We start from the raw sequence: 25,166 nt of genomic DNA on the forward strand, positions 1-25,166 counted from the left end.
CGATGGCCGCATTGATGCTCGAGCGTTTACTCGCCGACGAAACACAGACGGCGCGGCTGGGTGAGGATCTGGCGCTGGCGTTGCGCGCTGGCGATGTCCTGGCGCTGAAGGGCGACCTCGGCGCCGGCAAATCGACGCTGGCGCGGGCGCTGATCAGGGCCTTGGCCGACGATGCCGGCCTCGACGTGCCGAGCCCGACCTTTACCCTGGTGCAAAGCTACGACACGCGCATCCCGGTCCATCATTTCGACCTCTACCGCCTGTCCTCGGCAGCGGAGCTCGATGAACTGGGCTTCGACGAGGCGTTGGCGCAAGGCGCCGCCCTCGTCGAATGGCCGGAACGGGCTGAGGGTTATTTGCCGGGGACCGCCGTGATGATCGAATTGGTCCAGCATGGCGATGGCCGATTGGCGAGACTGTCCGGGCAGGGCGCTGCCTACGATCGGGTGGCTCGGTCGCTCGCCATGCGCGATTTCCTCGAAAGCGCTGGATGGGGCGAGGCCAGCCGCCGCCATTTCACCGGCGATGCCTCTGCCCGCTCCTACGAAATTGTCTCGCTTCCAGGCCATGCCCCGAGGGTGCTGATGAACTCGCCGCGGCTGGTGCTGGGCCCGCCGGTGCGCGACGGCAAGCCCTATGGGGTCATCGCCCACACCGCCCAGTCGGTGTCCGCCTTCGCGGCCATCGACCGCGCGCTGCTCGCCGCCGGGGTCAGCGTCCCCAAAATCCATGCGCAGGATCTCGACCAGGGATTCCTGCTGCTCGAACATCTGGGCTCCGAAGGGTTTCTGGACGGGCATGGCAGGCCGGTCGCCGGGCGTTATGAAGCGGCGGCCGAACTGCTCGCCATGATGCATGGCAAGACCTGGCCCCACCGGATGGAGGCCGCGCCCGGCGTGTTTCACGATGTGCCGCCCTTCGATCGCGACGCCATGCTGATCGAGGCGGACCTGCTGGTCGATTGGTATGTGCCGATGCTGACGGGCGCTCCGGCGGGCGATGCCTTGCGCGTCGGCTACCACAAGGAGTGGAACGCGGTTCTCGACCGGCTCGCTGACAGCCAATACACGCTGATGCTGCGTGACTTTCATTCGCCGAACATCATCTGGCGCGCTGAGCGCTCCGGCCATGACCGGCTCGGCATCGTCGATATCCAGGACGCGCTGATCGGCCCCGCCGCTTACGACGTCGCCTCTCTGGCCATGGACGCGCGCGTCACCATCCCGCCAGGCATCGAGAAACGTACGCTCGATGCCTATGTCGCCGCCCGCCACGCGGCCGGCCCATTTGACGAGGCGGCGTTCCTCGAGGCCTATGCGATCATGGCGGCGCAGCGCAATTCCAAGATCCTCGGCATTTTCGTCCGGCTCGAAAAACGCGACGGCAAGCCCTATTATCTGAAGCACCTGCCGCGTATCCGCGACTATCTGCGCCGGGCGCTGTCTCATCCTGCCCTGGCCGGCCTTCGCGAGTTCTATACCGCCCACGGTCTGCTGGAGGAGCAAACGCCGTGATACAGGACGGCGAGCCCAAAACTGCGATCGTGCTTGCCGCAGGGCTCGGCAAGCGCATGCGGCCGATCACCGACACGATCCCCAAGCCGCTGGTCAGGATCGCTGGCAAGACGCTGCTCGACTGGGGTCTCGACAGCCTTGTCGCGGCCGGCATCGATAGGGCGGTCGTCAACGTGCACTATCTTCCCGAACAGATCGTCGCCCATCTCGGCGCGCGCCATGCGCCACGGATCGTCATTTCGGACGAGAGCGAGCGGTTGCTCGATTCCGCCGGCGGCATCGTCAAGGCGCTGCCGGAGCTCGGTGAACAGCCGTTCTTCATCCTCAACGCCGACACTTTCTGGATCGACCACGGGACGCTCAATCTCAATCGCCTCGCCCTTGCATGGGACGCGGCGAAAATGGATATTCTGCTGATGCTGGCGGATCTCCATCAGGCGACCGGACACTGCGGCAGCACCGACTTCCTGGTGGCGCCGGACGGCACCCTGCGGCGTTCCAAGGGCGATCCGGCGGGCCTGATCTATGCCGGCGCGGCGATCGCCCATCCGCGCATCTTCAAGGGTGCCTTGCCGGAACCTCATTCGCTTAACGCCTACTTCGACAAGGCGATCGCCGCCGGCCGGCTGTTCGGCATGCCAATGCACGGCCATTGGATCACCGTCGGCACCCCCGACGCCATTGCGAGCGCGGAAGCGGCGGTCGCCGACGCGCTAGCCGAGTCGCAATGAGCGGCCCGGGCCGCGTTTTCTCCATTCCCACCGGTGCGCCGTTTCTGCCGACGCTTGCCGAGGCGCTGCTGGCCGGGCGTCTTGTTCCGGGCTTCCGCTTCGATGGCGACCCGCTCGCATTGGCCGATGTCATCATCTATGTGCCGACGCGCCGCGCCGCGCGCGCCTTGCGTGGCGTCTTCGTCGACAGTCTTGCGGCGAGAGGCGGCGGCGGTTCGGCGATTCTGCCGGTCATCCGACCGCTCGGCGAGTTCGATGAGGACGAGGCCGCGTTCGAGACGGAAGCGTCGGCCGCCATCGACCTCGCGCCGCCGATCGCGGCAACCGAACGCCTGTTGCTGCTGGCGCCGCTGGTGCGTGCCTGGAAACGCCGGCTGCCGGCGCATGTGGCGGCGCTTTTCGACGAGGAGATCGTCATTCCGGCCTCCGCCGCCGATGCGATCTGGCTGGCGCGCGACCTCGCCCGGCTTATGGATGAGATCGAGACGGAAGGCACGGACTGGACGCGGCTCGCCGATCTGGTGAGCGGCAATCTCGCGGGATGGTGGCAGGTCACGCTCGATTTCCTTGGCATCGTCACCGACGCTTGGCCGAAATTCCTTGGGGAACGGAACCTCTCCAACCCGGCCGCGCATCGCAGCGCCCTGATCCGGCTGGAAGCGGCGCGGTTGCGGCGCAATCCGCCCGCCGGGCCGGTTATCGCCGCCGGTTCCACCGGCTCCATCCCCGCCACGGCAGAGCTGCTGGCCGCCATCGCCCGTTTGGCGGGCGGCGCCATCGTGCTGCCAGGCCTCGACCGGACGATGGATGAGCCGTCCTTCCAGGCCATCACGGCGCCGGGCGCACGTCCGGCCGTGCTCGGCCATCCGCAATACGGCCTCGCCAAGCTGATCGGCACCATGGGTGTGCTGCGGGGCGATGTCGAGGAGATCGGCGCGGCCGGACATGAACTCGCGCTTCGCGCCGCCCTCGTCGGCGAAGCGCTGCGGCCGGCCGAGACCACCGAATTGTGGGCCGAGACGCGCAGCGGCTTTTCCGTCTTCGACATCGAGCAGGCCTTCGCCGGCGTGAGCCTGCTGGAAGCGGCCAGCGAACGCGATGAGGCCGTGGCGATCGCCGTCGCGCTCAAGCGCGCGGTCGAGCAGCCCGGCCAAAGAGCGGCCCTCGTTACCGGTGACCGTGCGCTGGCGCGCCGCGTCTCGGTCGAACTCGGGCGCTTCGGCGTCGTCGCCGACGATTCAGGCGGTGTGCCGCTTTCCAACACGCCCGCCGCCGGCCTGCTCGGGCTGGCGTTGCAGGCGGTGTTCCGTCCCGGTGACCCGGTCGGCCTGTTGTCGCTGCTCAAGCATCCCCTGCTTGCCCTTGGCCTGGACCGGACGAGCGTTCGCCATGCGGCGGAACTGATCGAGCTGGTGGCGCTGCGCGGCGGCACCGGCCGCCCCGACATCGCGTCGCTGCCGGACCTGTTCGAAGCCCGCCTGGTTGACCTCGGCGGCGACAGCAGGCGGCCTTTCTGGTTTGCCCGGCTGACCGTGCGCGCTATCGAGGACGCGCGCGATCTTCTGCGGCGGCTGGTGGAAGCCGTGGCGCCGCTTGCCGCCTTTCGCGGTCGGGCCGACGCCGGTCTTGTGGCGCTCGTCGGGGCCAGCGTCGTGGTGCTGGAAAATCTCGGCCGTGCGGCCGATGGCGGGCTTGGCGCACTCTATGCTGGCGATGCCGGCGAGAAACTGGCCGACCTGTTGCGTAGACTGGTCGCGGCGTCGGTGCCGCTGTCGTTTGCCGCCGACGAATGGCCAGACGTCATGGCGGCGCTGATCGCGCCCGAGACGGTCAAGCCGGCGCAAGGCACAGACAGGAACATTGCCATCTGGGGGGCGCTGGAAGCCCGGTTGCAGAATGTCGACACGCTGGTCATCGGCGGCATGAACGAAGGCGTGTGGCCGCGCAAACCCGAAAGCGACCGCTTCATGTCGCGGCTGATGAAGACCGGCATCGACCTGGAGCCGCCCGAACGGCGCATTGGGCTTGCCGCACATGATTTCCAGATGGCCATGGGGGCGGCGAAGGTGGTGCTGTCGCGCTCCGCACGCGCCGGCGACGCGCCCGCCGTGCCCTCGCGCTGGCTGCAGCGTATTCTCACTTATATCGGGAAGGACCAGGCAGCCAGGCTTGCCGAACGTGGCGAGGAACTCATCGCCTGGGCGCGCGCGCTCGATACCAGCCCGCGGCGGGACTTCGCGCCGCGCCCGCAGCCGAAGCCGCCGGTCGCGCTGCGTCCAACCCATTTCTCGGTCACCGAGATCGAGACGCTGCGTCGCGATCCCTACGCCATCTATGCCAGGCGCATCCTCGGCCTGCTGCCGCTCGACCCGGTCATCCGCGACCCGGGTGCGGCCGAGCGCGGCACGCTGTTCCACGCCATCCTGCATCTGTTCTCGGGCAGCGTGGCCGATCCGCGTGCTCCCGATGCGCTGGCCGGCCTGCTCGCCGCCGGCCGGACCTGCTTTGCCGAGGCAGCACTTCCCGCTGATGTAGAGGCGGTCTGGTGGCCGCGTTTCGAAAAGCTCGCCGCCAGCATCATCGAATGGGAACGCGGTCGCGCTGAGGCCGTGGCCCGGCGCCACGCCGAAGCGCGAGCGGGCAAGACCATGGTCGGCCAATCCGGGATCACCCTGTCGGGCTATGCCGACCGGGTCGATCTTCTCCATGGCGGCATGGCCGACATATTGGACTACAAGACCGGCTCTTCGCCTTCCAAGGCGCAGGCGCACACGCTGCTGTCGCCGCAACTGGCGCTGGAGGGCGCGTTGCTCAGGCGCGGCGCTTTCCAGGAACTCGGCGCGCGCGAGCCCTCGCAATTGGCCTTCGTCAGGCTGAAGCCGAATGGCGAGGTTTTCGAGGAATCGATTCTCGAATACAACCGGCAGCCGCGCACCGCCACGGACCTCGCCGAGGAGGCCTGGGCGCGGCTGGAGAAATTGCTCATCCACTATGCCGATCCGGCGGCCGGCTACCTGTCGCGGGCACTGCCGTTCCGCGAAGGCGAGACCGACGGCGACTACGACCATCTCGCCCGCGTGCTCGAATGGTCGGCGGGCGGCGATGCGGATGAGGAGGGAGGGGAGGCATGAAGAAGGCCTATCCCATCCCCGGCGAGACCGCCTCCAGGCAGGCCAGCGCCTCCGATCCGAGGAATTCCGCCTGGGTGTCGGCCAATGCCGGGTCCGGCAAGACCCATGTGCTGGCCCAGCGAGTCATCCGGCTCCTGCTGCGCGGCACCGACCCGTCGAAGATACTGTGCCTGACCTATACGCGTGCCGCCGCCGCCAACATGTCGAACCGGGTGTTCTCGACCCTGTCGGAATGGACCGCGCTCGGCGATGCCGAACTGGCGGTGAGGGTGGAGGCGCTCGATGGCCGCCGGCCCGACCGCGAAACCATGCGCCGCGCCCGCCGCCTGTTTGCCGAGGCGCTGGAAACGCCCGGCGGGCTGAAGATCCAGACCATCCATGCCTTCTGCGAATCGGTGCTGCACCAGTTCCCGCTGGAAGCCAACATCCCCGCGCATTTCGAGATGCTCGACCCGCAGATGGAGGCCTCGTTGTTCGCCGCCGCGCGCCGTGAGATGATTTCGGGTAGCGCGGCGGATCGGCCCGACCTCGCCGATGCCTTCGCCGCCGTGCTCGAGCGCGGTGGCGAGGCAGGGCTCGACGCCCTGCTCGCCGAGATCGTCCGCAAGCGCGACGAACTGGGCGCCTTCATCGGTGAAATCGATCAAGGCGGCCCGAACTTCCAGACGCTGTTCGACGAATTCCAATTCCGCCCCGGCCAGACCGCCGAAGGCATAGCGGCCTCACTCTGGCCTCTGCCCGGCTTCCTGCCGGATTATTTTGCCGGCTTCGCCCAGGCGGCGGTAACCGCCGACGCCAGGACGGTGCTCAACAACATCTTGCCTCAGGCGCGCCTGGCTTTCGCGGAAACCGACCCCGTGCGGCGCCTGCAACTGCTTTCGCGGGCTTTCCTGAAGGCCGACGGCGACGTCTACGATCCAGCCAAGGCCTTCAAAAAGGCGCTGCTCGACCGGCTGCCGGACTTGGCAGAGCGCTATCTCTCGGCGACCGCCGCAATCGTCGAGACGGTCGACCGGCTCGCCCTGTTCCGGATGCTGGAGGGCACGCGCGCCGCGCTGACGCTGGCCGACTGGCTGATCGCCCGCTACGAGCAGTTGAAGCGTGGCCGCGGGTTCCTCGACTTCAACGACCTGATCACCCGCACCGTCAGTCTCCTGGCCAGGCCCGATGCCGGCCCGTGGGTGCAGTACAAGCTCGACCAGGGCATCGACCACATCCTGCTCGACGAGGCGCAGGACACCAGCCCCGACCAATGGGAGGTGGTGAAGCGGCTGGCCGAGGAGTTCTTCGCCGGCATCGGCGCCCGCGACACCGCACATCGGACGATCTTCGCTGTCGGCGACGAAAAACAGTCGATCTATTCCTTCCAGGGCGCGGCGCCGGATTCCTTCGCCGACAGCAGGCTCCTGTTTGCAAGCAAGGTGCGCGACGCCGATGCGCCCTTCGCCGATCTGAAGCTCACCTGGTCGTTCCGCTCGACCGACGATGTTCTGGCCGCCGTCGACCGTGTCTTCGCCGATCCGGTCGTGCGGCGAGGCATCAGCCATGACCCCGACCCGCTGAGCCACAAGGCGATACGCACCGATGCGCCGGGCTATGTCGAGGTCTGGCCATCCATCGGCGCCGATGTCGTCGACGAGCCGGACGACTGGACGCAGGCAGTCGACCATGCCCGCGCGCCGGCGGTTCGGGTTGCCGAAAACGTCGCCGCCACCATTGCCGGCTGGATCGGCAATGGCGAGGTCATCGAAGGCCGCGGCAAGAGGCTGCGCCCGGGCGACGTGCTGGTGCTGGTGCGCAAGCGCGATCGCTTCGTCCATGCGCTGACGCGTGCCTTGAAGCGTCGCGACATTCCGGTCGCCGGCGCGGACCGCTTGAGCCTGCCCGGCCACATCGCGGTCAAGGACCTGATCGCGCTCGGCCATTTCCTGATCCAGCCGCAGGACGATCTGTCGCTCGCCGCCGTGCTGCGGAGTCCGATCTTCGATCTGTCGGAAGAGACGCTTTTGACACTGGCCGCGCAAAGACCGTCCGGTCTGTCGCTGGCCGCGTCCCTGCGCCAGCATGCCAGCCAAAGCGAAGCGCTCGCGGCGGTCGCCGCTCAACTCGACATCTGGGCCAACGAGGCCGTCTTCAAGCCGGTGTTCGAATTCTATGCCGGCCTGCTGGGACGCGGTGGCGTGCGCCGCAAGATGGTTGCGCGGCTCGGGCCGGAAGCCGGCGACATTCTCGACGAATTCCTGAGTTTCTGCCTTGCCGAGGAGCGGACCGGCTTGCCCGGGCTGGAAGCCTTCCTGTCGACGCTGGAGAGCGCCGGCCCAGAAATCAAGCGCGAGATGGACCAGACCCGCGACGAGGTCCGAGTCATGACCGTGCATGCAGCCAAGGGGCTCGAAGCGCCTGTCGTCTTCCTGGTCGATGGCGGTTCGGCTCCGTTCAGCGATCAGCATCTGCCGCGCCTGATGCCGTTCGAGGGTTCGGGGCTGAACTGGAGCGGCAAGGGCTTTCTCTGGCGCTCGGCCAACGACGTCGCCAATGGCATTTCGAAGACTGCTGCGGCCAGGGCGCGCGATCTCGCCGATGACGAGTACCGGCGGCTGCTCTATGTCGGCATGACCCGGGCCGAGGACAGGCTGATCGTCTGCGGCTATCACGGCAAGCGCGCGCCGAACGCCGGCACCTGGCATTCGCTTGTCAGCCGAGCCCTGGTCGGGGCGCCGGAGAGCGCCGAGTATCCGCACCCGGCCGGCGGCGTTTCAGTGCATCGCTTCCAGGTGACCGGGCTGCCGCCCTTTGCGCCGGTCGCCGAAAGCGAGGCCAGGCAGACGCGGGACTTCGGGCCGCCGCCCGAAATCTTGTTCAGGCCGCTGCCGCCATACGAGGACCTGCCGCGCCCGCTGTCGCCATCCGGAGCCTCGGCCCTGATCGACGAGGGAAAGGAAAGCGTCATCGACACCGGCTCGCCGGTGCTGGATGGCAACGCCGAACCCGGCTTCGCCGTCATGCGAGGCCTGGCGCTGCACAAGCTGCTGCAGATGCTGCCCGGCGTGGCGCAAGACGAACGCCAGGGCGCGGCCGAAATTTATCTCGCCCGCGCCGGCGCGCAATGGCCGGGTGGAGAGCGCGAAAAGGCCGTCGCCTCGGTGATGGCGATCCTTGCCGACCAGCGCTTCGCGCCGCTTTTCGCACCTTCTTCGCGCGCCGAAGTGGCGGTCATGGGCAGCCTCGACGTCAAGGGCACGAAACGCTCGATTTCCGGCAAGATCGACAGGTTGGCGGTGACGCCGGACCGCGTATCCATCGTCGACTACAAGACCAACCGTCCGGCACCCGCCTCGCTGGGCGAGGTTCCGCCCGCCTATCTGCTGCAGCTCGCGCTCTATCGCGCCTTGCTGCGGCCGCTCTATCCCGGCCGCGAAGTCACAGCGGCCTTGCTGTTCACGGAGGCGCCACGGCTGATCGAGCTGCCGGCTCGGGCCATGGATGACGCACTTGCCCGACTCACGCGAGCGTGACACAAGAACTGCTTGAAGAAGGGCGCGGCAACCACCACATTTGGTGGGACGAAAAATTTCGAAAGGACTTCCGCATGGCTACCGTCAAGGTTGACAAGAACAATTTCCAGACCGCTGTGCTCGACGCCAAGGAGCCGGTCGTGGTGGATTTCTGGGCGGAATGGTGCGGTCCCTGCAAGATGATCGCGCCGGCGCTGGAAGACATCGCCAATGAACTCGGCAGCAAGGTGAAGATCGCCAAGCTCAACATCGACGAGAATCCCGAACTCGCAGCGGAATTCGGCGTGCGCTCGATCCCGACGCTGATGATCTTCAAGGGCGGCGAAAGAGCCGATGTGAAGGTTGGCGCCGCGCCCAAGACCGCGCTGTCGCACTGGATCAACGGCAATCTCGCCTGATCCATTCGAAATTCCTGACATCAAGCCCGGCCAATCGCGCCGGGCTTTTTGTTGGCGTCATCGGTCGCCCGCTCTGGCCCTGACGTGCGGAGCCTCCATGTTTTCTGCTGGCAGCAGAAGCAGGGAGAGAAAAAATGACCAGATCCGCCAAGGCCACCGTCTTCATCGACAATGAGCGCGTCATCGTCACGGAATACCGCTTTCAGCCGGGCGACAACACCGGCTGGCATCGCCATGGCCATGACTATGTGGTCGTGCCGTTGATGGACGGCAAGGTGAAGCTTCTGACCAAGGACGGGGAATCCTTCGCCGAAATGAAGAAAGGCGCGCCCTATTTCCGCAGGGAAGGCGTCGAGCACGACGTCATCAGCGCCAATGACGGCGAATATGCTTTCATTGAGATCGAGCTGAAATGATCGGTCTTTCCGGGCGCAGGTACTGGATGCGTCACGTCGGCGGCGTGCCGTTCTCCGCCAATACCGCGCCGGCCAGATAGAGCGAGCCGCCGATCAGGATGCGCGGCGGCGGACCGTCCCAGGTGTCACGCAGCAACATCAGCGCGCTGGCGACGGAACTCACCGGCTCGGCCGTCAACCCGGCCTCGGTGGCGCGGGCCGCCAGTTCGTCGTTCGGCACGCTGGCGTCGCTCAGGCTCACCGGCACCGTATAGACGTGCCGGGCGAGGCCATTGAAGGCGCGGAAATAGCCGCTCTGGTCCTTGGTGTTGATCATACCGGAGATGAGAAAAAGCGGCCTGGGGTTCTTCTCTTCCTGTTCGGCGAGCGCCTCGGCGACGACCACGCCGGCGCCCGGATTGTGGCCGCCGTCGAGCCAGATGTCGGCGCCCTTGGGCGCCAGTTCCGTCAGCCTGCCTTGCGACAGCTTCTGCATCCGCCCCGGCCAGGCGACAGTGGTCATCGCCTTCTCGGCGGCACGGTGGCTGATCTCGAAGCCGGCTGCCTTGACGGCGGCGATCGCGGCGGCCGCATTGGCGAACTGGTGGCGCCCGGGCAGCCGCGGCGGCGGCAGATCCATCAAGCCGTCATCGTCCTGATAGACCATGCGGCCGTTCTCCTCGAAGGCGAGGAAATCCTGTCCATAAACCAGGGTCGGACAGCCGAGCCGCTCGGCGGTTTCGATCAGCACCTGCTGCGCCGCCTCGGTTTCCTGCGCCCCGATGACCACCGGGCAGCCGCGCTTGATTATGCCGGCCTTCTCGGCGGCGATCAGTTCGACGCGGTCGCCGAGATAGGCTTCGTGGTCCATCGACACCGGCATGATCACCGAGACAGCCGGCCTGGCGATGACATTGGTGGCGTCGAAGCGGCCGCCGAGACCGACCTCGATGATGGCGGCATCGGCCGGATGCTCCGAAAACAGGATGAAGGTGACGGCGGTGAGGATCTCGAAAACGGTGATCTTCTCGCCGCCATTGGCCTTGGCGACGCGGGCGATAGCCTCGGCGAAGATATCGTCCTCGACCAGCCTGCCGCCGCCATCGGCCGCCAGCCGGTAGCGCTCGTGCCAACTGACCAGATGCGGCGAGGTGTGCACGTGCACGAGCCGGCCGGACGCTTCCAGAAGCGCCCGCGAGAAGGCGGCGCAGGAGCCCTTGCCGTTGGTGCCGGCGATATGGATCACCGGCGGCAGCAAGTCCTGAGGATTGCCCAGCCGCTCCAGCAGCCGTGAAATGCGGTCGAGCGAAAGGTCGAAGCCTTTCGGGTGAAGCGCCATCAGCGCTTCGATTTCACGGTCGGCGGCAAGCGTGGTCATGGAAGAGTCCTAAGCGCGCGATGGATCGCGCGCAATCGCGGTTCGCGGCAAAGAGTGTCGCGTCAGGCCTGCGGCCGTGCTTCCGTCGCGACCACCGCCGGCGGCAGGATTTCCGGTTCCAGGGGCTTGTGCTCTTCCGGCATCTTGAGCAGCATCTTCAAGAGCCGCGCGATGGTCTGGCGCATCTCCAGTCGCGACACCACCATGTCGACCATGCCGTGCTCCATCAGATATTCGGAGCGCTGGAAGCCGTCCGGCAGTTTTTCCCGGATGGTCTGCTCGATGACGCGCGGTCCGGCGAAGCCGATCAGCGCGCCTGGTTCGGCGATGTGCACGTCGCCCAGCATGGCGTAGGAGGCAGTGACGCCGCCGGTGGTCGGATTGGTCAGCACGACGATGTAGGGAAGGCCGGCTTCCTTCAGCCGGTCGACGCCGACCGTGGTGCGCGGCAATTGCATGAGCGACAGGATGCCTTCCTGCATGCGCGCGCCGCCGGAAGCGGCAAACAGGATCAGCGGCCGCTTGCGCTGCACGGCCACCTCGAAGGCATGAACGATGGCGTCGCCCGCGGCCATGCCGAGCGAACCGCCCATGAAGGCGAAATCCTGCACCGTCACCACCACCGGCAGGCCTTCTACTGTGCCCAGCGCGTTGACGATGGCATCTTCCAGGCCGGTCTTGGCCTTGGCGTCCTTCAAGCGGTCGGTGTAGCGCTTCTCGTCGCGGAACTTCAGCGGGTCCAGCATGACCTTGGGATTTTCGAGCTGCTCGTATTTGCCGTCGTCGAGGAAGTATTTCAGCCGCTCCTTGGCCGAGATCTTCATGTGATGGCCCGAAGACGGGATGACGAACTGGTTGGATTCCAGATCCTTGTGGAACACCATCTCCCCGGTCTCGGGATCCTTGATCCACAGGTTCTCGGGCATGTCGGTGCGCCGGCCGAGCATCGAATTGATCTTCGGGCGAACGTAGTTGGTGATCCAGTTCATCGCTTCGGCTCCTGTCCTGACGAAGAGTTAGAGCAATTCCAGGAAAAGTGTGAACCGGTTTTCCGTCCGGAATTGCGGTAAAACAAAAAGATAGAGCGGCTCGGCGTTTCCGTGAAAAGGCAAACCGATCCAGCGCATGCCGCCCGGGATGGCGACGTGCACAAGACCTGAGGTAGGAAAACTATTCGGCGGCAGCAAGGCGGGCCGAGCGCACGCCCTGCGCGAGGCCGCTGACAAGCGTGGCGACGGCCTCGGCCGGGTCGGCGGTCTTTTCACCCTTCGGCCCCAGCACATTGGCGACCGCATTGACGATCGCGGTGCCGACGACGACACCGTCGGCATTGGCGCCGATGACGCGCGCCTGTTCGGCGGTCTTGACGCCGAAGCCGACGCAGACCGGCAGATCGGTATGGCCCTTGATGCGCTTGACCGCCGCAGCCACTTTGCCGGTGTCGGCCAGCGCGGAACCGGTGATACCGGTCATGGACACGTAATAGACGAAGCCGGACGTGTTCTGCAGCACCTTGGGCAGGCGCTTGTCGTCGGTGGTCGGCGTTGCCAGCCGGATGAAGTTGATGCCGGCTTTCAGCGCCGGGATGCACAACTCCTCGTCCATCTCCGGCGGCAGGTCGACGACGATCAGCCCGTCGATGCCGCTGGCCAATGCGTCCGTGAGAAAGCGGTCGACGCCGTAGATGTAGATCGGGTTGTAATAGCCCATCAGAACGATCGGCGTCTCATTGTCGCCGGTGCGGAAGTCAGCCGCCATCTTCAGCGTCTTGACCAGCGTCTGGCCGCCTTTCAGCGCCCGCAAGCCCGCGGCCTGGATCGCCGGGCCATCGGCCATCGGATCGGAGAACGGCATGCCGAGTTCGATAATGTCCGCGCCGGCCGTTGGCAGCGCTTTCATGATCGACAGCGAGGTCTGATAGTCCGGGTCGCCGCCCATGAAGTAGGTGACGAGCGCCGGGCGGCCTTCTGTCTTCAGCTTCGCCATGCGGCGGTCGATGCGGGTGGTCATGTCTGGCCCTTTGGACGAATTTTGCTCATAATCAACTCCCAAATCGAACTGTCCAAAGGGCCTAGATCTCCATGCCCAGCATCGAGGCTACCGTATGCACGTCCTTGTCGCCGCGGCCGGACAGGTTGACGATGACGATCTGGTCCTTGTCCATGGCGGGCACGATCTTCACCGCATGCGCGATGGCGTGCGCCGATTCGAGCGCCGGGATGATGCCTTCGACGCGCGTCGTCAGCTTGAAGGCTTCCAGCGCCTCGTCGTCGAGGATCGGCACATATTCGACGCGGCCAGAATCGCGCAGCCAGGAATGCTCCGGCCCGACGCCGGGATAGTCCAGGCCGGCCGAGATCGAATGGCCGTCCATGATCTGGCCGTCGGCATTTTGCAGGAGATAGGTGCGGTTGCCATGCAGCACGCCCGGCGCGCCGGCGTTCATCGAGGCGCAGTGCTCGATGCCGTCGAGGCCACGCCCGCCAGCCTCGATGCCGATGATGCGGACATCCTTGTCGTCGAGGAACGGATGGAACAGGCCGATGGCGTTGGAGCCGCCGCCGACGGCGGCGATGATGGTGTCGGGCAGCCGGCCTTCCTGTTCGAGAATCTGCGCGCGCGCCTCCGAACCGATCACCGACTGGAAGTCGCGCACCAGCTCCGGATAGGGGTGCGGGCCGGCGGCAGTACCGATCAGGTAATAAGTATCCTCGACATTGGTCACCCAATCACGAAGGGCTTCGTTCATGGCGTCCTTCAGCGTGCCGTGGCCAGCGGTCACCGGCCGCACTTCGGCGCCGAGCAGCTTCATGCGGAACACATTGGGGCTTTGGCGGGCAACGTCGGTGGCGCCCATATAGACGACGCAGGGAAAGCCGAAACGGGCAGCGACGGTGGCAGACGCCACGCCGTGCTGGCCGGCGCCTGTCTCGGCGATGATGCGCGTCTTGCCCATGCGCTTGGCCAGCAGGATCTGGCCGAGGCAATTGTTGATCTTGTGCGAACCGGTGTGGTTCAGGTCCTCGCGCTTGAAATAAACCTTTGCGCCGCCCCCGAGGCCCTTCGCCGAGGAAACTTCACGAAGATGTTTCGTCAGGCCTTCGGCGAAATAGAGTTTCGAGGGCCGCCCCGCATAATGGGTCGAAAGATCGGTGAGCTCGGCTCTGAAATCCGGATCGTTCTTGACCTCGTTCCAGTGCCGTTCGAGGTCGAGGATCAGCGGCATCAGCGTTTCGGCGACGAACCGACCGCCGAAAATGCCGAACATGCCCTGTTCGTCGGGTCCAGTGCGGAAGGAATTGAGTGTCGCCGGCTTGTTCATCGCCGATCTCCTGGCATCTCGATTTTCTTAAGCATGTCCTGTCGAAAACCGTTTTCCACTTTTCGGGACATGCTCGGGTTTGAGCCGGTCAGGCGGCGCGGTCGTCTCGCGCTGCCTTGACGGCCCGGAAAAACTGCTCGATCAGCGCCGGATCCTTGACGCCCGGTGCGCTTTCCACGCCGGAGGAAATATCAATTCCGGGCGGGCTGGCAAGCCGAAGGGCATCGCCGATATTGGCGGCGTTGAGCCCACCGGAAAGCATGTAATCGAGCCCGGCGTCAAGGCCGGCCAGGATGCGCCAGTCGAACGCAACGCCATTGCCGCCCGGCAGCTCGGAGCCCTTCGGCGGCTTGGCATCGAACAGGAACCGGTCCGCGACCCCGACAAACGGTTTGATGCGCTCGAGATCGGCGGCTTCGCTGAGCGGCAGCGCCTTAATGACCGGCAGGCCATAGCGGGCTTTCAATTCGGCCACGCGCTCAGGCGTTTCCGAACCATGGAGCTGCAGCATGTCCGGGCGCATGCGGTCGATGATCTCGCCCAGGAAGGCATCATTGGCGTCGACGGTAACGGCAACCGCCAAAGCCTTGCCGCGGGCGGCTTCGCGCAGCCGCCCGGCTTCAGCCGGTTCGACGTAACGCGGGCTCTTAGCAAAGAAAATGAAGCCGACATGGCTGGCGCCGCCGGCCAGCGCCGCGGCCATTGCCTGGTCGGTCTTCAAGCCGCAGATCTTGATGTCGAGTGCCATGGCGCGGGAATTGGCATGAAATCGAGGCAGAGTCGAGAAAAAGCATATTGTTTGCCGGCGGGGCCAAAGACGCTACCTATTCATCGGAAGCATGCGAGGCGGGAGAACATCATGACTGACAGAACCGTTGCCGAACTCAGGCAGAAGATCGCGCAGGCGCGCGAAGTGATCGCGCATCTGATGGACAAGGCCGCCTTCAACGGCGCCGAGGCGCATCGGGCGCTCGATTATTTCGACACCGACGCCTTCGATCGGAATTTTTTACCGTGGCCGCATCATAGCGAAGAGGGGCTGCGGCCTGACGAGCTGAACGCTGCGAATGACGATTGAGTTCGTGCGGCCAGTAAGAACGTAAACGCTGGCGCGACAGGAGGTGTGAAGGATCACTACGCAACAGCTTATCCTCAGGCACCGTGCGACGCTTCGCGATTGCGCTACTCGAAAACGATCGCCTGCAGGGCGCCGCCATTGCGCTTCAGCCAGTCCTTGCAGCGGTCGGTGTCGGGACAGAGCTTTTCGCACAATTTCCAGAATTTCGGTCCGTGGTTCATCTCTTTCAGATGCGCCACTTCATGCGCGACGAGGTAGTTGATGACGGGTGGCGGCGCCATCATGATGCGCCAGGAAAAGGACAAATTGCCTTCGGAAGTGCACGAGCCCCAGCGGCTGGACGTATCCTTATAGCGGATCGCCTTGGCGCGCTTGCCAAGCGCTTCGGTGTGCCTGGCCACCAGCTTCTCGATCTCCTTCTTGGCCTCGCGCTTCAAAAAATCGGCGATGCGGCGCGGCAGGTGGATGCGCTCGCCGTGCACGATCAGCAGCGGGCCGCGTTCGTCGCGCGACACAGTGACGGTGCCGCGCCTTGACGGCTCATGCACGATGCGGTGCGGCACGCCGCGTATGGGTATCTTGATGCCCGGCCGTACCTGCGGCCGCGTCGGCACCTTGGCCAGCCGCTGCTCCAGCCAGTCCTGATGACGGTCGAGGAACCGCTCCACCTCGCCGCGGCGCAGGCCTGGCGGCACAGTGATACGCAGACCCTGGCCGCCGGAATCGATGCGCAGCGTCAGACGGCGAGCCCTGTCGCTCTCGACGATCTTGAGCGGCAGCGTGCGGCCGGCGACGCAATATTCGCGCTCCACGACAGGCTTGGGCTTCGTCAGATTGCGGAAGAATCCGAGGGTCATGGCCGGACGATACGCGATTCGAGAAAAACGAATAGAACAAAAAAGCAACGGCGCCGCTCGCGCGGCGCCGTTTTTTTACAATCAGGTCTGCCCGACCGCGCCACGCGTCCTGTGGGACGCACAAGCGACAGTGTAGCACTTAAAAGTGGCGCGTGACCCTTGCCGAAAATCGGTTCCGGTTTTCGGAGGCATGCGCCGGGCTTTAGTCGTCAAGCAGGTTCGAGCCCTTGCCGCGCTTGGTGGGGGCCGTGCCGGTGCTTGGGTCGGATTTCGCCGGCGCGGTCGACTTGTTGCGGTTGGCCATGAAGCGATCGAACTCGTCCTGATCCTTGGCGCGACGCAATTCGCGGGCGTAGTCGTCGAACTCGGTCAGCATCTCGTCGAGCTTGCGGCGTTCCTCCGCCAGGCGCTCAAGCTCCTTTTCGCGCCAGTCGTCGAACGCGACGTTGCCGGTGCGGGCGGAGCCGTGGCCCCAGCGCGCGGCTTTGTCGGAACCGCGGCGGCAGCCGGCGAAGATGCCGTCGGTCGCGCGGTTGACGTCACGCTTGAAGCCCTCGAGCCGGTCGCCCCAGATGATGTAGGCGAGCATGGCGAAGCCGAGCGGCCAGAACACCATGAAGCCGATCACCATCAACGCGATGGTTGCCGGCGTCCAGGCCGGGCGGATCAATGCAGATGTGTTCATTTTCTCCCATTCCTTCGGTTGGAGACAGCCAGGACCGGCTGCGTGGAATCGAAATGGGAAGGCAAAAACGGCGATTCAAGACAATGTCGGCTAAAACCGGACAAGCTGCTGAAATGATTATCGCTTTTTGAGCATATCGAGGAAAAGCACGACCAGCCCGGCAATCAGTCCCCAGAATGCGGCGCCGACGCCGAACAAGGTCAGCCCGGAGGCGGTGACGACAAAAGTGACGGTGGCGGCCATGCGCTCGCTTTCGTCCTTGAGCGCGATCGCCAGCGCGTTGGCCAGCGAGGCCATCAGCGCGAGGCCCGCCACCAGCACGATCAGGCTCTGCGGCAGGACCGCGAAGATCGCCACCAGAGAAGCGCCGAAAATCGCGAAGATCAGGTAGGCAAACGCATAGAACGGCCCGGTCTTCCAGCGCTCGGTGGGGTCTGGATGAACGTCGGGCCCGGTGCAGATAGCCGCCGAAATCGCCGCCAGATTGGTGGTCGAGCCGCCGAACGGCGCCGAAAGCAGCGAAAACAGGCCGGTGATGCCGATCAGCGGACCGGGTTCCGGATGGTAGCCGGCGGCGCGCAGCACGGCGAGGCCCGACAGGTTCTGCGAAGCCATGGTGACCAGGTAGAGCGGCACTGCCAGGCCGATTATCGCCTTGGCGGTGAACACAGGCGCAATCACAGTGAGCGTCGACAGTTCAGGAGTGGGCAAGCCGCCGACGCGGCCGGTGAGAAACGCGGCGAGACCGCCGCCGACCAGCACTGCCAGCACCGACAGCGCCGGATTGAACAGGCGGATGACGAAGAAGGCGACGATCAACGGCAGGATCAGCCAAGGGTCGATGGGAACAGTCTTGACTGCATTAAGGGCGAAGGTAACGACAATGCCGGCCAGCATTCCTGAAGCGACCGAGGGTGGTATCCCCGAGATCAGTTTCGTCAGCGGCCGGAACAGCCCGGTGGCGACCAAAAGAATGCCGGTAACGATGAAGGCGGCGACGGCCTCGCCGATCGAAAAGCCGCTCGACGCCGCCATCAGCGCCAGGCCCGGCGTCGACCAGGCGGTGATGACGGGCATTTTCGTTCGCCAGGACAGCCAGAGGCTTTCGACCGCCATGGCCAGGCAGATCGTGGTCACCCAGCTCGCGGTCTGAATTTGCGTCGCCTCGACCGCGTGGGCGGCGGCAATGACGATGGCCAGCGTGCCGCCGAAGCCGACGATGGCCGCGACGAAGGCCGAGATCGGGATGGAAAGGCGCATCGTCACTTGCCCTGCGCAGCCATGTCGCCGACCGCCCGCACCAGCATGTCGAGATCCTGCGGCCGCGACAGCCGGTGGTCGCCGTCGGGGATCAGCGACAGCGTGACATCGTCGGCCGGCAGCAGGCTGACCAGCTTCAGCGCATGGCTCGACGGCACGTCCCGGTCGGCCAGGCCCTGCAAGACGTGTACGGGGCAGTGTGTGTCGAGCGGGCCTGTCATGACCAGGTTGTCGCGCCCATCCTCGATCAGCGCGCGCGTGTAGATGTAGGGCTCGGTGGAGTAGTCCGACGGCTCCTCGAAGAAGCCTTTTTTGGCAAGGTCGCGCTTCTGCGCTTTGGTCAGCACCGGTTCGACCAGTTCTGCGGTAAAATCCGGCGCCGGTGCTAGAAGCACCAGACCGACGACGCTTGCGTCGCCTGCCTTGCGCAATTCCTGCACCATGCGCAGGGCGATCCAGGCGCCCATCGACGAGCCGACCAGGATCTGGCTGCCGCTGGTGAAATGCCGGAACACGGCCAGGCTTTGCGAAAGCCATTTCGAGATCGTGCCGTCGGCAAAGGCGCCGCCGGATTCGCCGTGTCCGGAATAGTCGTGACGCAGGAAGGCGCGGCCTTCTTTTGCCGCCCAGTCCGAAAGCGTTTCAGCCTTCGTGCCCAGCATGTCCGACTTGTAGCCGCCGAGCCAGACGACGCCAGGCGTCGCGCCCGCAATATGGCGCACCGCGATGCTCGATCCGTCGATATCCAGAAAGACAGGGGCAGTCATGGCTTTTTCCTCGCGCCGTCGTTCGGCGCAGGGTCTTGTGACACAGCCAGTGGCGTGGCGAAAAGTGCTCGCCATCTTTCTTTGTTTGGTGCAGGCAGCGATCAGGTGATTTTCTGTCAATGCTGTGCTATTGACTCCGCCCGCGCGCTCCCCACATTGGCGCGTCCACATATCAAGACCTGCAAATCCAGAACGAAACGGCCAAGGAGACCACGACCATTCGCAGACCTTTCAAAGCAGCGGCGCCGACCAAGGATGGGCCGCGCTCCAATCGTGACATCCGGGTTCCCCGGGTCCAGCTTATCGACGCCGAAGGCCAGAACCGTGGCGATGTTTCCATCAACGACGCATTGCTGCTCGCCGAAGAGGCAGGGCTCGATCTCGTCGAGATATCGCCCAACGCGCAGCCGCCCGTCGTAAAAATCCTCGATCTCGGCAAGTTGAAATACGCCAACCAGAAGAAGGCGGCCGAGGCGCGCAAGAACCAGAAGGTCATCGAGATCAAGGAGATCAAGATGCGCCCGAACATCGACAGCCACGACTACGAGACCAAGATGAAGGCGGTGCGCCGCTTCTTCGAGGAAGGCGACAAGGTCAAGCTGACATTGCGCTTCCGTGGCCGCGAGATGGCGCATATGGAGCTCGGCATGCAGCTTCTGAACAAGGTGCGTGAGGAAGTGGCTACCATCGCCAAGGTCGAAGCGGAGCCGAAGCTCGAAGGCCGCCAGATGATGATGGTGCTGGCGCCGCGCTAGATCACGATAAGGTTAGCGCGGCCGACGCGCTCCAATTCCGCCTGAATTGTGCTACAGGGCGTCCCGGCGATCGGCGGGACGCCTATTTCTCGGCCATAGCTGCGGTCGCCGGCTAAGCTCTTCGACGATCGGATTCCTCCCCTTGGACAAAAAACTCAAATACGGGCTGGGTAGCTACCAGCGCACGCGCCGGCTGGTGCTTGCCGTGCTCGTCCTCGTGTTGTTTGCGGCGCTGCTGTTCGGTCAATCGACCTTTCCGCCCGATACGCCCGTGCATGAAACCATCGAGATGTTCGGCGTGCTGCTGATTTTCCTCGGCATCGTCGGGCGCCTGTGGGCGACGCTTTACATAGGCGGGCACAAGTCGTCCAAAGTGGTGACTGGCGGACCCTATTCGATCACCCGCAACCCGCTCTATGTGTTCTCGACCGTGGCTGCCGCCGGCGTCGGCGCGCAGATCGGCTCGTTTACCGGGATTGTCCTTTTCGCGGTCCTGTGCGCCGGCGCCTTTCACATCGTCATCCTGCGCGAGGAGAAATTCCTGCGGCAAGCGCTCGGCGCGCCCTACCAGGCCTATCTGGCGAAAGTGCCACGCTTCTTCCCCAACCTCTCGCTTTACGATGAAGGCGAGACCGGCAGCTTCAAGCCGCGCCTTTTGTTGAACACGCTGCTCGACGGGCTGGTGTTCCTGGTGGCGCTGCCGGCCTTCGAACTGATCGACGGCGCCCAGCAGTCGGGCCTGCTGCCGGTGTGGTTCACGCTTCCCTGAGGGGGACAGAGCGTCGCACGACCCGCACGGCCTGAGGTGTTGCGCGCCGGCCATCTTTGACGTATAGCACCGCCGTTCTAGAAAACCGCCCGGCAGGGCATGCCGTGGCGGTTTCATTTGCTTTTCGGGCTTTGGTCGGCCCGAAGCGAACAAGAAGCGCGATGGTGCGCCACAATACGGAGTAGCAAAATGCCCAAGATGAAGACCAAATCGGCCGCCAAGAAGCGGTTCAAGATCACCGGTACGGGTAAAGTCCTGTCGGCTGCGGCCGGCAAGCGTCACGGCATGATCAAGCGTTCCAACAAGTTCATTCGAAATGCCCGCGGCACGATGGTTCTGGCTGAACCGGATGGCAAGAAGGTCATCAAGAATTTTCTGCCGAACGGCCTCTGAGCATTCGGCCGAACACGAATTTGTTTTACGCAATTCCGAACGGAAAACCGCAAGGCACTTTTCCTGGAATTGCTTTTAAGGAGATCATGACATGGCACGCGTAAAAAGAGGCGTCACCTCGCACGCCAAGCACAAGAAGGTCCTGAAAGCCGCGAAAGGCTTCTACGGCCGCCGCAAGAACACCATCCGCATCGCCAAGCAGGCGGTGGAAAAGTCGCTGCAATACGCCTATCGCGACCGCAAGAACCGCAAGCGCTCCTTCCGCGCGCTGTGGATCCAGCGCATCAACGCCGCGACGCACGAGCACGGCCTGACCTATGGCCGCTTCATCGACGGCCTCAACAAGGCTGGCATCGAGATCGATCGCAAGATCCTGTCGGATATGGCCATCCACGAGCCGCAGGCTTTCGCCGCGCTCGTTGCCAAGGCCAAGGTTGCTCTTGAGTACCTCAAGAACACCACCCCGAATGCTTTTGAAAGCGCTGTCGCCTAAGACCAGCGCTTCCCAAGCATTCGAAATTCTGATTTGGGGAACCCGCGCTGGCACGGCTGGCGCGGGTTCTTTTGTCTCTGCCTGAAATTTCACTTTTAAAGTGACTTTCACTTTAAAGCCGACTTCCAACGTAGCGAGTTTGACCGTGAACGACGCAACTACTGGCCTGGATACGCTCGAAAATTCCCTGATGGCCGACATCGCATCGGCGTCTGACGAAGCGTCGATAGAAGCCGTGCGCGTGGCAGCCCTTGGCAAGAAGGGGTCGATCTCGGAAATGCTGAAGACGCTCGGCTCGATGAGCGCCGAGGAGCGCCAGGTCAAAGGCCCCGCCATCAACGGCCTCAAGAACCGCGTCACCGATGCGCTCACCGCGCGCAAGGCGGAACTCAGGGATGTTGCCATCACTGCCCGCCTCGCCGCGGAGAAGGTCGATGTGACGCTGCCGGTGCGGCAGTCGCCGGCCGAGCGCGGCCGCATTCATCCGATCAGCCAGGTCATCGACGAAATCGCGGCGATCTTCGGCGATCTCGGCTTCGCCATCGCCGAAGGGCCGGATATCGAGACCGACTATTACAACTTCACCGCGCTGAATTTCCCGGAAGGCCACCCGGCGCGCGAGATGCACGACACCTTCTTCTTCCAGCCGGACGAGAAGGGCGAGCGCAAGCTGTTGCGTACCCACACCTCGCCGGTGCAGATCCGCACCATGGAGAAGCAGAAGCCGCCGATCCGCATCGTCATTCCGGGCAAGACCTACCGGCAGGATTCCGACGCCACCCACTCGCCGATGTTCCATCAGGTCGAAGGGCTGGTGATCGACAAATCGGCCAACGTCGCCAACATGAAGTGGGTGCTGGAGGAGTTCTGCAAGGCCTTCTTCGAAGTGCCGTCGGTCAAGATGCGCTTCCGGCCGTCCTTCTTCCCGTTCACCGAGCCAAGCCTCGAGGTCGATATCCAGTGCGACCGCTCGCGGCCAGGCGAGGTGCGCTTCGGCGAAGGCTCCGACTGGATGGAGATCCTTGGCTGCGGCATGGTGCACCCCAACGTTCTGCGCGCTGGCGGGCTCGATCCCGATGAATATCAGGGCTTTGCCTGGGGCATGGGCATCGACCGCATCGCCATGCTGAAATACGGCATGCCGGACCTGCGCGCCTTCTTCGATGCCGATGTGCGCTGGCTGTCGCATTACGGTTTCCGGCCGCTCGACATGCCGACTTTGTTCGGGGGCCTGAGCGCGTGACGGCCAAGACGACGATTCCTGCTGCGATACATTACGGAACAGCATCATGAAATTCACACTTTCCTGGCTCAAGGACCATCTCGAGACCGATGCCACGCTCGGCGAGATCGTCGAGCGGCTGACCTCGATCGGCCTCGAAGTCGAGCATGTCGACGACAAGGCGAGCCTGAAGCCCTTCGTCATCGCCAGGGTGCTGACGGCGGTGCAGCATCCCGATGCCGACCGGCTGCGGGTGCTGACCGTCGATACCGGCGACGGCAAGCCGCCCGTGCAGGTCGTCTGCGGCGCACCCAATGCGCGCGCGGGCATGATCGGCGCCTTCGCCGCGCCCGGCACCTATGTGCCCGGCATCGACGTGACGCTGACGGTCGGCAAGATCAGGGGTGTCGAAAGCCACGGCATGATGTGTTCCGAGCGCGAGCTGGAACTTTCCGACGAGCACGACGGCATCATCGACCTGCCCGAAGATGCGCCGGTCGGCACCAGCTTCGCCGCTTACGCGCATCTCGACGATCCGGTCATCGAGATTAATCTGACGCCCAACCGACCTGATGCCACCAGCGTTTACGGCATCGCCAGGGACCTGGCAGCGAGCGGTCTCGGCCGCCTTGTCGGCGGCGCTATCATGCCGCATGTCGGCAACGACTTGTGCCCGGTCAAGGTGACGATCGAAGCGCCGGAACTCTGCCCCGGCTTCGCGCTCAATCTGGTCAGCGGCGTCAAGAACGGTCCCTCGCCGAAATGGCTCCAGCAGCGGCTGATCGCCATTGGGTTGAGGCCCATCAGCGCGCTGGTCGATATCACCAACTACGTCACCTTCGATCGTGGCAGGCCGCTGCATGTCTTCGATGCCGGCAAGGTCGCCGGGAATCTCGTCGTGCGCCGCGCCAGGGAGGGCGAAAAGGTACTGGCGCTCGACGGCCGCGAATACACGTTGACGCCGGAGATGTGCGTCATCGCCGACGACAATGGCGTGGAATCGATCGCCGGCATCATGGGCGGCGAGCGTTCCGGCTGCGACGAGAACACGACCGACGTGCTGATCGAATCCGCACTCTGGGACCCGATCACCACGGCCCGCACCGGGCGCGCGCTCGGCATCATCACCGATGCCCGCTATCGTTTCGAGCGCGGGGTCGACCCCGAATTCATGGTGCCGGGCGTTGAGCTCGCGACCCGGCTGGTGCTCGATTTCTGCGGCGGCACGCCGACGGAAATCGAGGTGGCCGGCTATGTCGGCCATCAGCCCAAGATCGTCTCCTTCCCGCTGTCCGAAGTGAAGCGGCTGACCGGCATAGAAGTGCCGACGGCGGAAAGCCTCGATATTCTCACGCGCCTCGGCTTCAAGCCTGAGGGTTCGGGCGATGTCGTCAATATCGCCGTGCCGTCCTGGCGCCCCGATGTCGACGGCAAGGCCGACCTGGTCGAGGAGGTAATGCGCATCCATGGCGTCGACAACATCGCTTCGCAGCCACTCGGTGCGCATGACGCGGTCAACGGCAAGATCCTGACGACGCTGCAGATCCGCACCCGCGCGGCCAAGCGGGCGCTGGCCGTGCGCGGCATGATGGAGGCGGTCACTTGGTCGTTCATCCCCGCCAGGCACGCCGAACTGTTCGGCGGCGGGCAGGCTTCGCTCAAGCTCGCCAACCCGATCGCGGCCGACATGTCCGACATGCGGCCCTCGCTGCTGCCCGGCCTGATCGCAGCCGCCCAGCGCAATGCCGACAAGGGCATTGGCGAGGTGGCGTTGTTCGAGGTCTCCGGCACCTATGAGGGCGACGGCGCCGACCAGCAACGGCGCGTCGCCGCCGGCGTGCGGCGCGGCACCGCCAAGCTCGACGGTTCCGGCCGCAACTGGGCTGGCAATTCCGGTTCGGTCGGCGTGTTCGACGCCAAGGCTGATGCCATCGCCGCACTGGAAGCCTGCGGCGCGCCGGTCGAGCGGCTGCAGATTGAGGCCGGCGGCCCGTCCTGGTACCATCCTGGTCGTTCCGGAACGATCAAGCTCGGACCGAAGACGGTGCTCGGCACGTTCGGTGAATTTCATCCCAAAACGCTGGAAGGCCTCGACGTCTCCGGCCCGCTCTGCGGCTTCGAAGTGTATGTCGATGCCGTGCCCGAACCCAAGGCAAAGCCGACGAAAACCAAGCCCAGGCTGGATCTCTCCGCCTTCCAGGCGGTGAAGCGCGACTTCGCCTTCGTCGTCGACAAGGCGGTCGAGGCCGGCACGCTGGTACGCGCGGCGCTCGCCGCGGACAAGAAGCTGGTCACCGGCGTCTCGGTCTTTGATGTTTTCGACGGTGCGTCACTGGGCGAGGGCAAGAAGTCCATCGCCATCGAAGTGTCGATCCAGCCGGTCGAGAAGACGCTGACCGACGAGGATTTCGAGGCGTTGGCCAAGCGCATCGTCGAGAATGTCGGCAAGCAGACCGGAGGCGTGCTCAGGGCATAGCCTCTTTCCGGGATTGCGGGAGAGTGG

At 64.7% G+C, this 25,166-nt stretch carries 22 protein-coding genes; 13 read left to right on the forward strand and 9 right to left on the reverse strand.

Translation table 11 applies throughout. The features are described 5' to 3' along the window. The first annotated feature begins 2 nt into the window (after positions 1–2). The 6 genes from tsaE to LB532_RS04920 all read left to right on the forward strand — a co-directional run bounded on the left by tsaE (position 3) and on the right by LB532_RS04920 (position 9,705). Positions 3–1,514: a tRNA (adenosine(37)-N6)-threonylcarbamoyltransferase complex ATPase subunit type 1 TsaE gene (gene tsaE, locus LB532_RS04895; protein WP_140643813.1), complete on the forward strand. Its 1,512-nt coding sequence runs from the start codon at positions 3–5 to the stop codon at positions 1,512–1,514. Next, a complete protein-coding gene (locus LB532_RS04900) occupies positions 1,511–2,245 on the forward strand; it encodes a nucleotidyltransferase family protein (RefSeq protein WP_281407147.1) in 735 nt (244 codons plus the stop codon). Before tsaE ends, LB532_RS04900 begins: the two co-directional genes overlap by 4 nt. Then, a complete protein-coding gene (addB, locus tag LB532_RS04905) occupies positions 2,242–5,376 on the forward strand; it encodes a double-strand break repair protein AddB (RefSeq protein WP_140643811.1) in 3,135 nt (1,044 codons plus the stop codon). Before LB532_RS04900 ends, addB begins: the two co-directional genes overlap by 4 nt. Further along, positions 5,373–8,891 (forward strand): double-strand break repair helicase AddA, encoded by a 3,519-nt coding sequence (addA, locus tag LB532_RS04910; RefSeq protein ID WP_140643809.1) that lies wholly within the window; start codon positions 5,373–5,375, stop codon positions 8,889–8,891. The genes addB and addA overlap by 4 nt, the downstream gene beginning before the upstream one ends. A 38-nt stretch (positions 8,892–8,929) precedes the next feature. Next, the gene (trxA, locus tag LB532_RS04915) at positions 8,930–9,289 is read left to right on the forward strand and encodes a thioredoxin (protein ID WP_411908871.1); all 360 of its coding nucleotides are present in this window, start codon (positions 8,930–8,932) and stop codon (positions 9,287–9,289) included. Positions 9,290–9,423: 134 nt separating this feature from the next. Next, complete coding sequence (locus LB532_RS04920; protein ID WP_140643807.1) at positions 9,424–9,705, forward strand: cupin domain-containing protein; 282 nt, start codon at positions 9,424–9,426, stop codon at positions 9,703–9,705. Between the two features lie 31 nt (positions 9,706–9,736). Here the strand turns inward: LB532_RS04920 and LB532_RS04925 are convergent, their stop codons facing one another. The 5 genes from LB532_RS04925 to LB532_RS04945 form a co-directional block, all read right to left on the reverse strand. After that, positions 9,737–11,062 (reverse strand): bifunctional folylpolyglutamate synthase/dihydrofolate synthase, encoded by a 1,326-nt coding sequence (locus LB532_RS04925; protein ID WP_140550417.1) that lies wholly within the window; start codon positions 11,060–11,062, stop codon positions 9,737–9,739. Positions 11,063–11,124: 62 nt separating this feature from the next. After that, a complete protein-coding gene (gene accD / locus LB532_RS04930; RefSeq protein WP_140643805.1) occupies positions 11,125–12,051 on the reverse strand; it encodes an acetyl-CoA carboxylase, carboxyltransferase subunit beta in 927 nt (308 codons plus the stop codon). A 181-nt stretch (positions 12,052–12,232) separates the two neighbouring features. Then, the gene (trpA, locus tag LB532_RS04935; RefSeq protein WP_140643803.1) at positions 12,233–13,072 is read right to left on the reverse strand and encodes a tryptophan synthase subunit alpha; all 840 of its coding nucleotides are present in this window, start codon (positions 13,070–13,072) and stop codon (positions 12,233–12,235) included. 61 nt (positions 13,073–13,133) lie between these two features. Continuing rightward, the gene (gene trpB / locus LB532_RS04940) at positions 13,134–14,384 is read right to left on the reverse strand and encodes a tryptophan synthase subunit beta (protein WP_140643801.1); all 1,251 of its coding nucleotides are present in this window, start codon (positions 14,382–14,384) and stop codon (positions 13,134–13,136) included. An 88-nt stretch (positions 14,385–14,472) separates the two neighbouring features. Beyond that, the gene (locus tag LB532_RS04945) at positions 14,473–15,132 is read right to left on the reverse strand and encodes a phosphoribosylanthranilate isomerase (protein ID WP_140643799.1); all 660 of its coding nucleotides are present in this window, start codon (positions 15,130–15,132) and stop codon (positions 14,473–14,475) included. A 111-nt stretch (positions 15,133–15,243) separates the two neighbouring features. On the opposite strand from LB532_RS04945, the gene LB532_RS04950 reads away from it, so the two are divergent. After that, on the forward strand, positions 15,244–15,462 hold the full coding sequence (locus LB532_RS04950; RefSeq protein WP_140643798.1) for a hypothetical protein: 219 nt from the start codon (positions 15,244–15,246) through the stop codon (positions 15,460–15,462). A gap of 104 nt (positions 15,463–15,566) precedes the next feature. Here LB532_RS04950 and LB532_RS04955 read toward each other — a convergent pair whose 3' ends face one another. The 4 genes from LB532_RS04955 to LB532_RS04970 all read right to left on the reverse strand — a co-directional run bounded on the left by LB532_RS04955 (position 15,567) and on the right by LB532_RS04970 (position 19,031). Continuing rightward, on the reverse strand, positions 15,567–16,319 hold the full coding sequence (locus tag LB532_RS04955; RefSeq protein ID WP_140643796.1) for a M48 family metallopeptidase: 753 nt from the start codon (positions 16,317–16,319) through the stop codon (positions 15,567–15,569). 202 nt (positions 16,320–16,521) lie between these two features. Continuing rightward, positions 16,522–17,004, reverse strand: a complete 483-nt coding sequence (locus LB532_RS04960) for a DUF2852 domain-containing protein (protein WP_140550410.1) — start codon at positions 17,002–17,004, stop codon at positions 16,522–16,524. 117 nt (positions 17,005–17,121) lie between these two features. Then, the gene (locus LB532_RS04965) at positions 17,122–18,264 is read right to left on the reverse strand and encodes a benzoate/H(+) symporter BenE family transporter (RefSeq protein WP_140643794.1); all 1,143 of its coding nucleotides are present in this window, start codon (positions 18,262–18,264) and stop codon (positions 17,122–17,124) included. A 2-nt stretch (positions 18,265–18,266) separates the two neighbouring features. After that, a complete protein-coding gene (locus LB532_RS04970) occupies positions 18,267–19,031 on the reverse strand; it encodes an alpha/beta hydrolase (protein ID WP_140643792.1) in 765 nt (254 codons plus the stop codon). 218 nt (positions 19,032–19,249) lie between these two features. On the opposite strand from LB532_RS04970, the gene infC reads away from it, so the two are divergent. The 6 genes from infC (at position 19,250) to pheT (ending at position 25,139) form a co-directional block, all read left to right on the forward strand. Further along, positions 19,250–19,786 carry a translation initiation factor IF-3 gene (gene infC, locus LB532_RS04975; protein ID WP_140491142.1) on the forward strand — a complete coding sequence of 179 codons (537 nt, stop codon included), beginning with the start codon at positions 19,250–19,252 and terminating at the stop codon, positions 19,784–19,786. A gap of 142 nt (positions 19,787–19,928) precedes the next feature. Next, positions 19,929–20,555, forward strand: a complete 627-nt coding sequence (locus tag LB532_RS04980; RefSeq protein WP_140643790.1) for a methyltransferase family protein — start codon at positions 19,929–19,931, stop codon at positions 20,553–20,555. Positions 20,556–20,744: 189 nt separating this feature from the next. Next, positions 20,745–20,948 carry a 50S ribosomal protein L35 gene (gene rpmI, locus LB532_RS04985; protein ID WP_006201248.1) on the forward strand — a complete coding sequence of 68 codons (204 nt, stop codon included), beginning with the start codon at positions 20,745–20,747 and terminating at the stop codon, positions 20,946–20,948. A gap of 91 nt (positions 20,949–21,039) precedes the next feature. Next, positions 21,040–21,441, forward strand: coding sequence for a 50S ribosomal protein L20 (gene rplT, locus LB532_RS04990; protein ID WP_006201247.1), 402 nt, complete (start codon positions 21,040–21,042; stop codon positions 21,439–21,441). A gap of 190 nt (positions 21,442–21,631) precedes the next feature. Continuing rightward, on the forward strand, positions 21,632–22,684 hold the full coding sequence (gene pheS, locus LB532_RS04995) for a phenylalanine--tRNA ligase subunit alpha (protein WP_224556426.1): 1,053 nt from the start codon (positions 21,632–21,634) through the stop codon (positions 22,682–22,684). A 46-nt stretch (positions 22,685–22,730) separates the two neighbouring features. Further along, positions 22,731–25,139: a phenylalanine--tRNA ligase subunit beta gene (gene pheT / locus LB532_RS05000; RefSeq protein WP_140643786.1), complete on the forward strand. Its 2,409-nt coding sequence runs from the start codon at positions 22,731–22,733 to the stop codon at positions 25,137–25,139. Positions 25,140–25,166: the final 27 nt, after the last annotated feature.

It is taken from the genome of Mesorhizobium sp. ESP-6-2, from assembly GCF_020164675.1.
Classification (GTDB): Bacteria; Pseudomonadota; Alphaproteobacteria; order Rhizobiales; family Rhizobiaceae; genus Mesorhizobium.

Bases quoted from the DNA above. Each gene is read 5' to 3' on its own strand.
- rpmI (WP_006201248.1), top strand. From the start codon at position 20,745: ATGCCCAAGATGAAGACCAAATCGGCCGCCAAGAAGCGGTTCAAGATC.
- addA (WP_140643809.1), top strand. From the start codon at position 5,373: ATGAAGAAGGCCTATCCCATCCCCGGCGAGACCGCCTCCAGGCAGGCC.
- pheT (WP_140643786.1), top strand. From the start codon at position 22,731: ATGAAATTCACACTTTCCTGGCTCAAGGACCATCTCGAGACCGATGCC.
- addB (WP_140643811.1), top strand. From the start codon at position 2,242: ATGAGCGGCCCGGGCCGCGTTTTCTCCATTCCCACCGGTGCGCCGTTT.
- LB532_RS04955 (WP_140643796.1), bottom strand. From the start codon at position 16,319: ATGACCCTCGGATTCTTCCGCAATCTGACGAAGCCCAAGCCTGTCGTG.
- LB532_RS04965 (WP_140643794.1), bottom strand. From the start codon at position 18,264: ATGCGCCTTTCCATCCCGATCTCGGCCTTCGTCGCGGCCATCGTCGGC.
- LB532_RS04950 (WP_140643798.1), top strand. From the start codon at position 15,244: ATGACTGACAGAACCGTTGCCGAACTCAGGCAGAAGATCGCGCAGGCG.
- LB532_RS04920 (WP_140643807.1), top strand. From the start codon at position 9,424: ATGACCAGATCCGCCAAGGCCACCGTCTTCATCGACAATGAGCGCGTC.
- accD (WP_140643805.1), bottom strand. From the start codon at position 12,051: ATGAACTGGATCACCAACTACGTTCGCCCGAAGATCAATTCGATGCTC.
- LB532_RS04970 (WP_140643792.1), bottom strand. From the start codon at position 19,031: ATGACTGCCCCTGTCTTTCTGGATATCGACGGATCGAGCATCGCGGTG.
- LB532_RS04945 (WP_140643799.1), bottom strand. From the start codon at position 15,132: ATGGCACTCGACATCAAGATCTGCGGCTTGAAGACCGACCAGGCAATG.
- trpB (WP_140643801.1), bottom strand. From the start codon at position 14,384: ATGAACAAGCCGGCGACACTCAATTCCTTCCGCACTGGACCCGACGAA.
- pheS (WP_224556426.1), top strand. From the start codon at position 21,632: ATGGCCGACATCGCATCGGCGTCTGACGAAGCGTCGATAGAAGCCGTG.
- LB532_RS04925 (WP_140550417.1), bottom strand. From the start codon at position 11,062: ATGACCACGCTTGCCGCCGACCGTGAAATCGAAGCGCTGATGGCGCTT.
- tsaE (WP_140643813.1), top strand. From the start codon at position 3: ATGGCCGCATTGATGCTCGAGCGTTTACTCGCCGACGAAACACAGACG.
- LB532_RS04960 (WP_140550410.1), bottom strand. From the start codon at position 17,004: ATGAACACATCTGCATTGATCCGCCCGGCCTGGACGCCGGCAACCATC.
- rplT (WP_006201247.1), top strand. From the start codon at position 21,040: ATGGCACGCGTAAAAAGAGGCGTCACCTCGCACGCCAAGCACAAGAAG.
- trpA (WP_140643803.1), bottom strand. From the start codon at position 13,072: ATGACCACCCGCATCGACCGCCGCATGGCGAAGCTGAAGACAGAAGGC.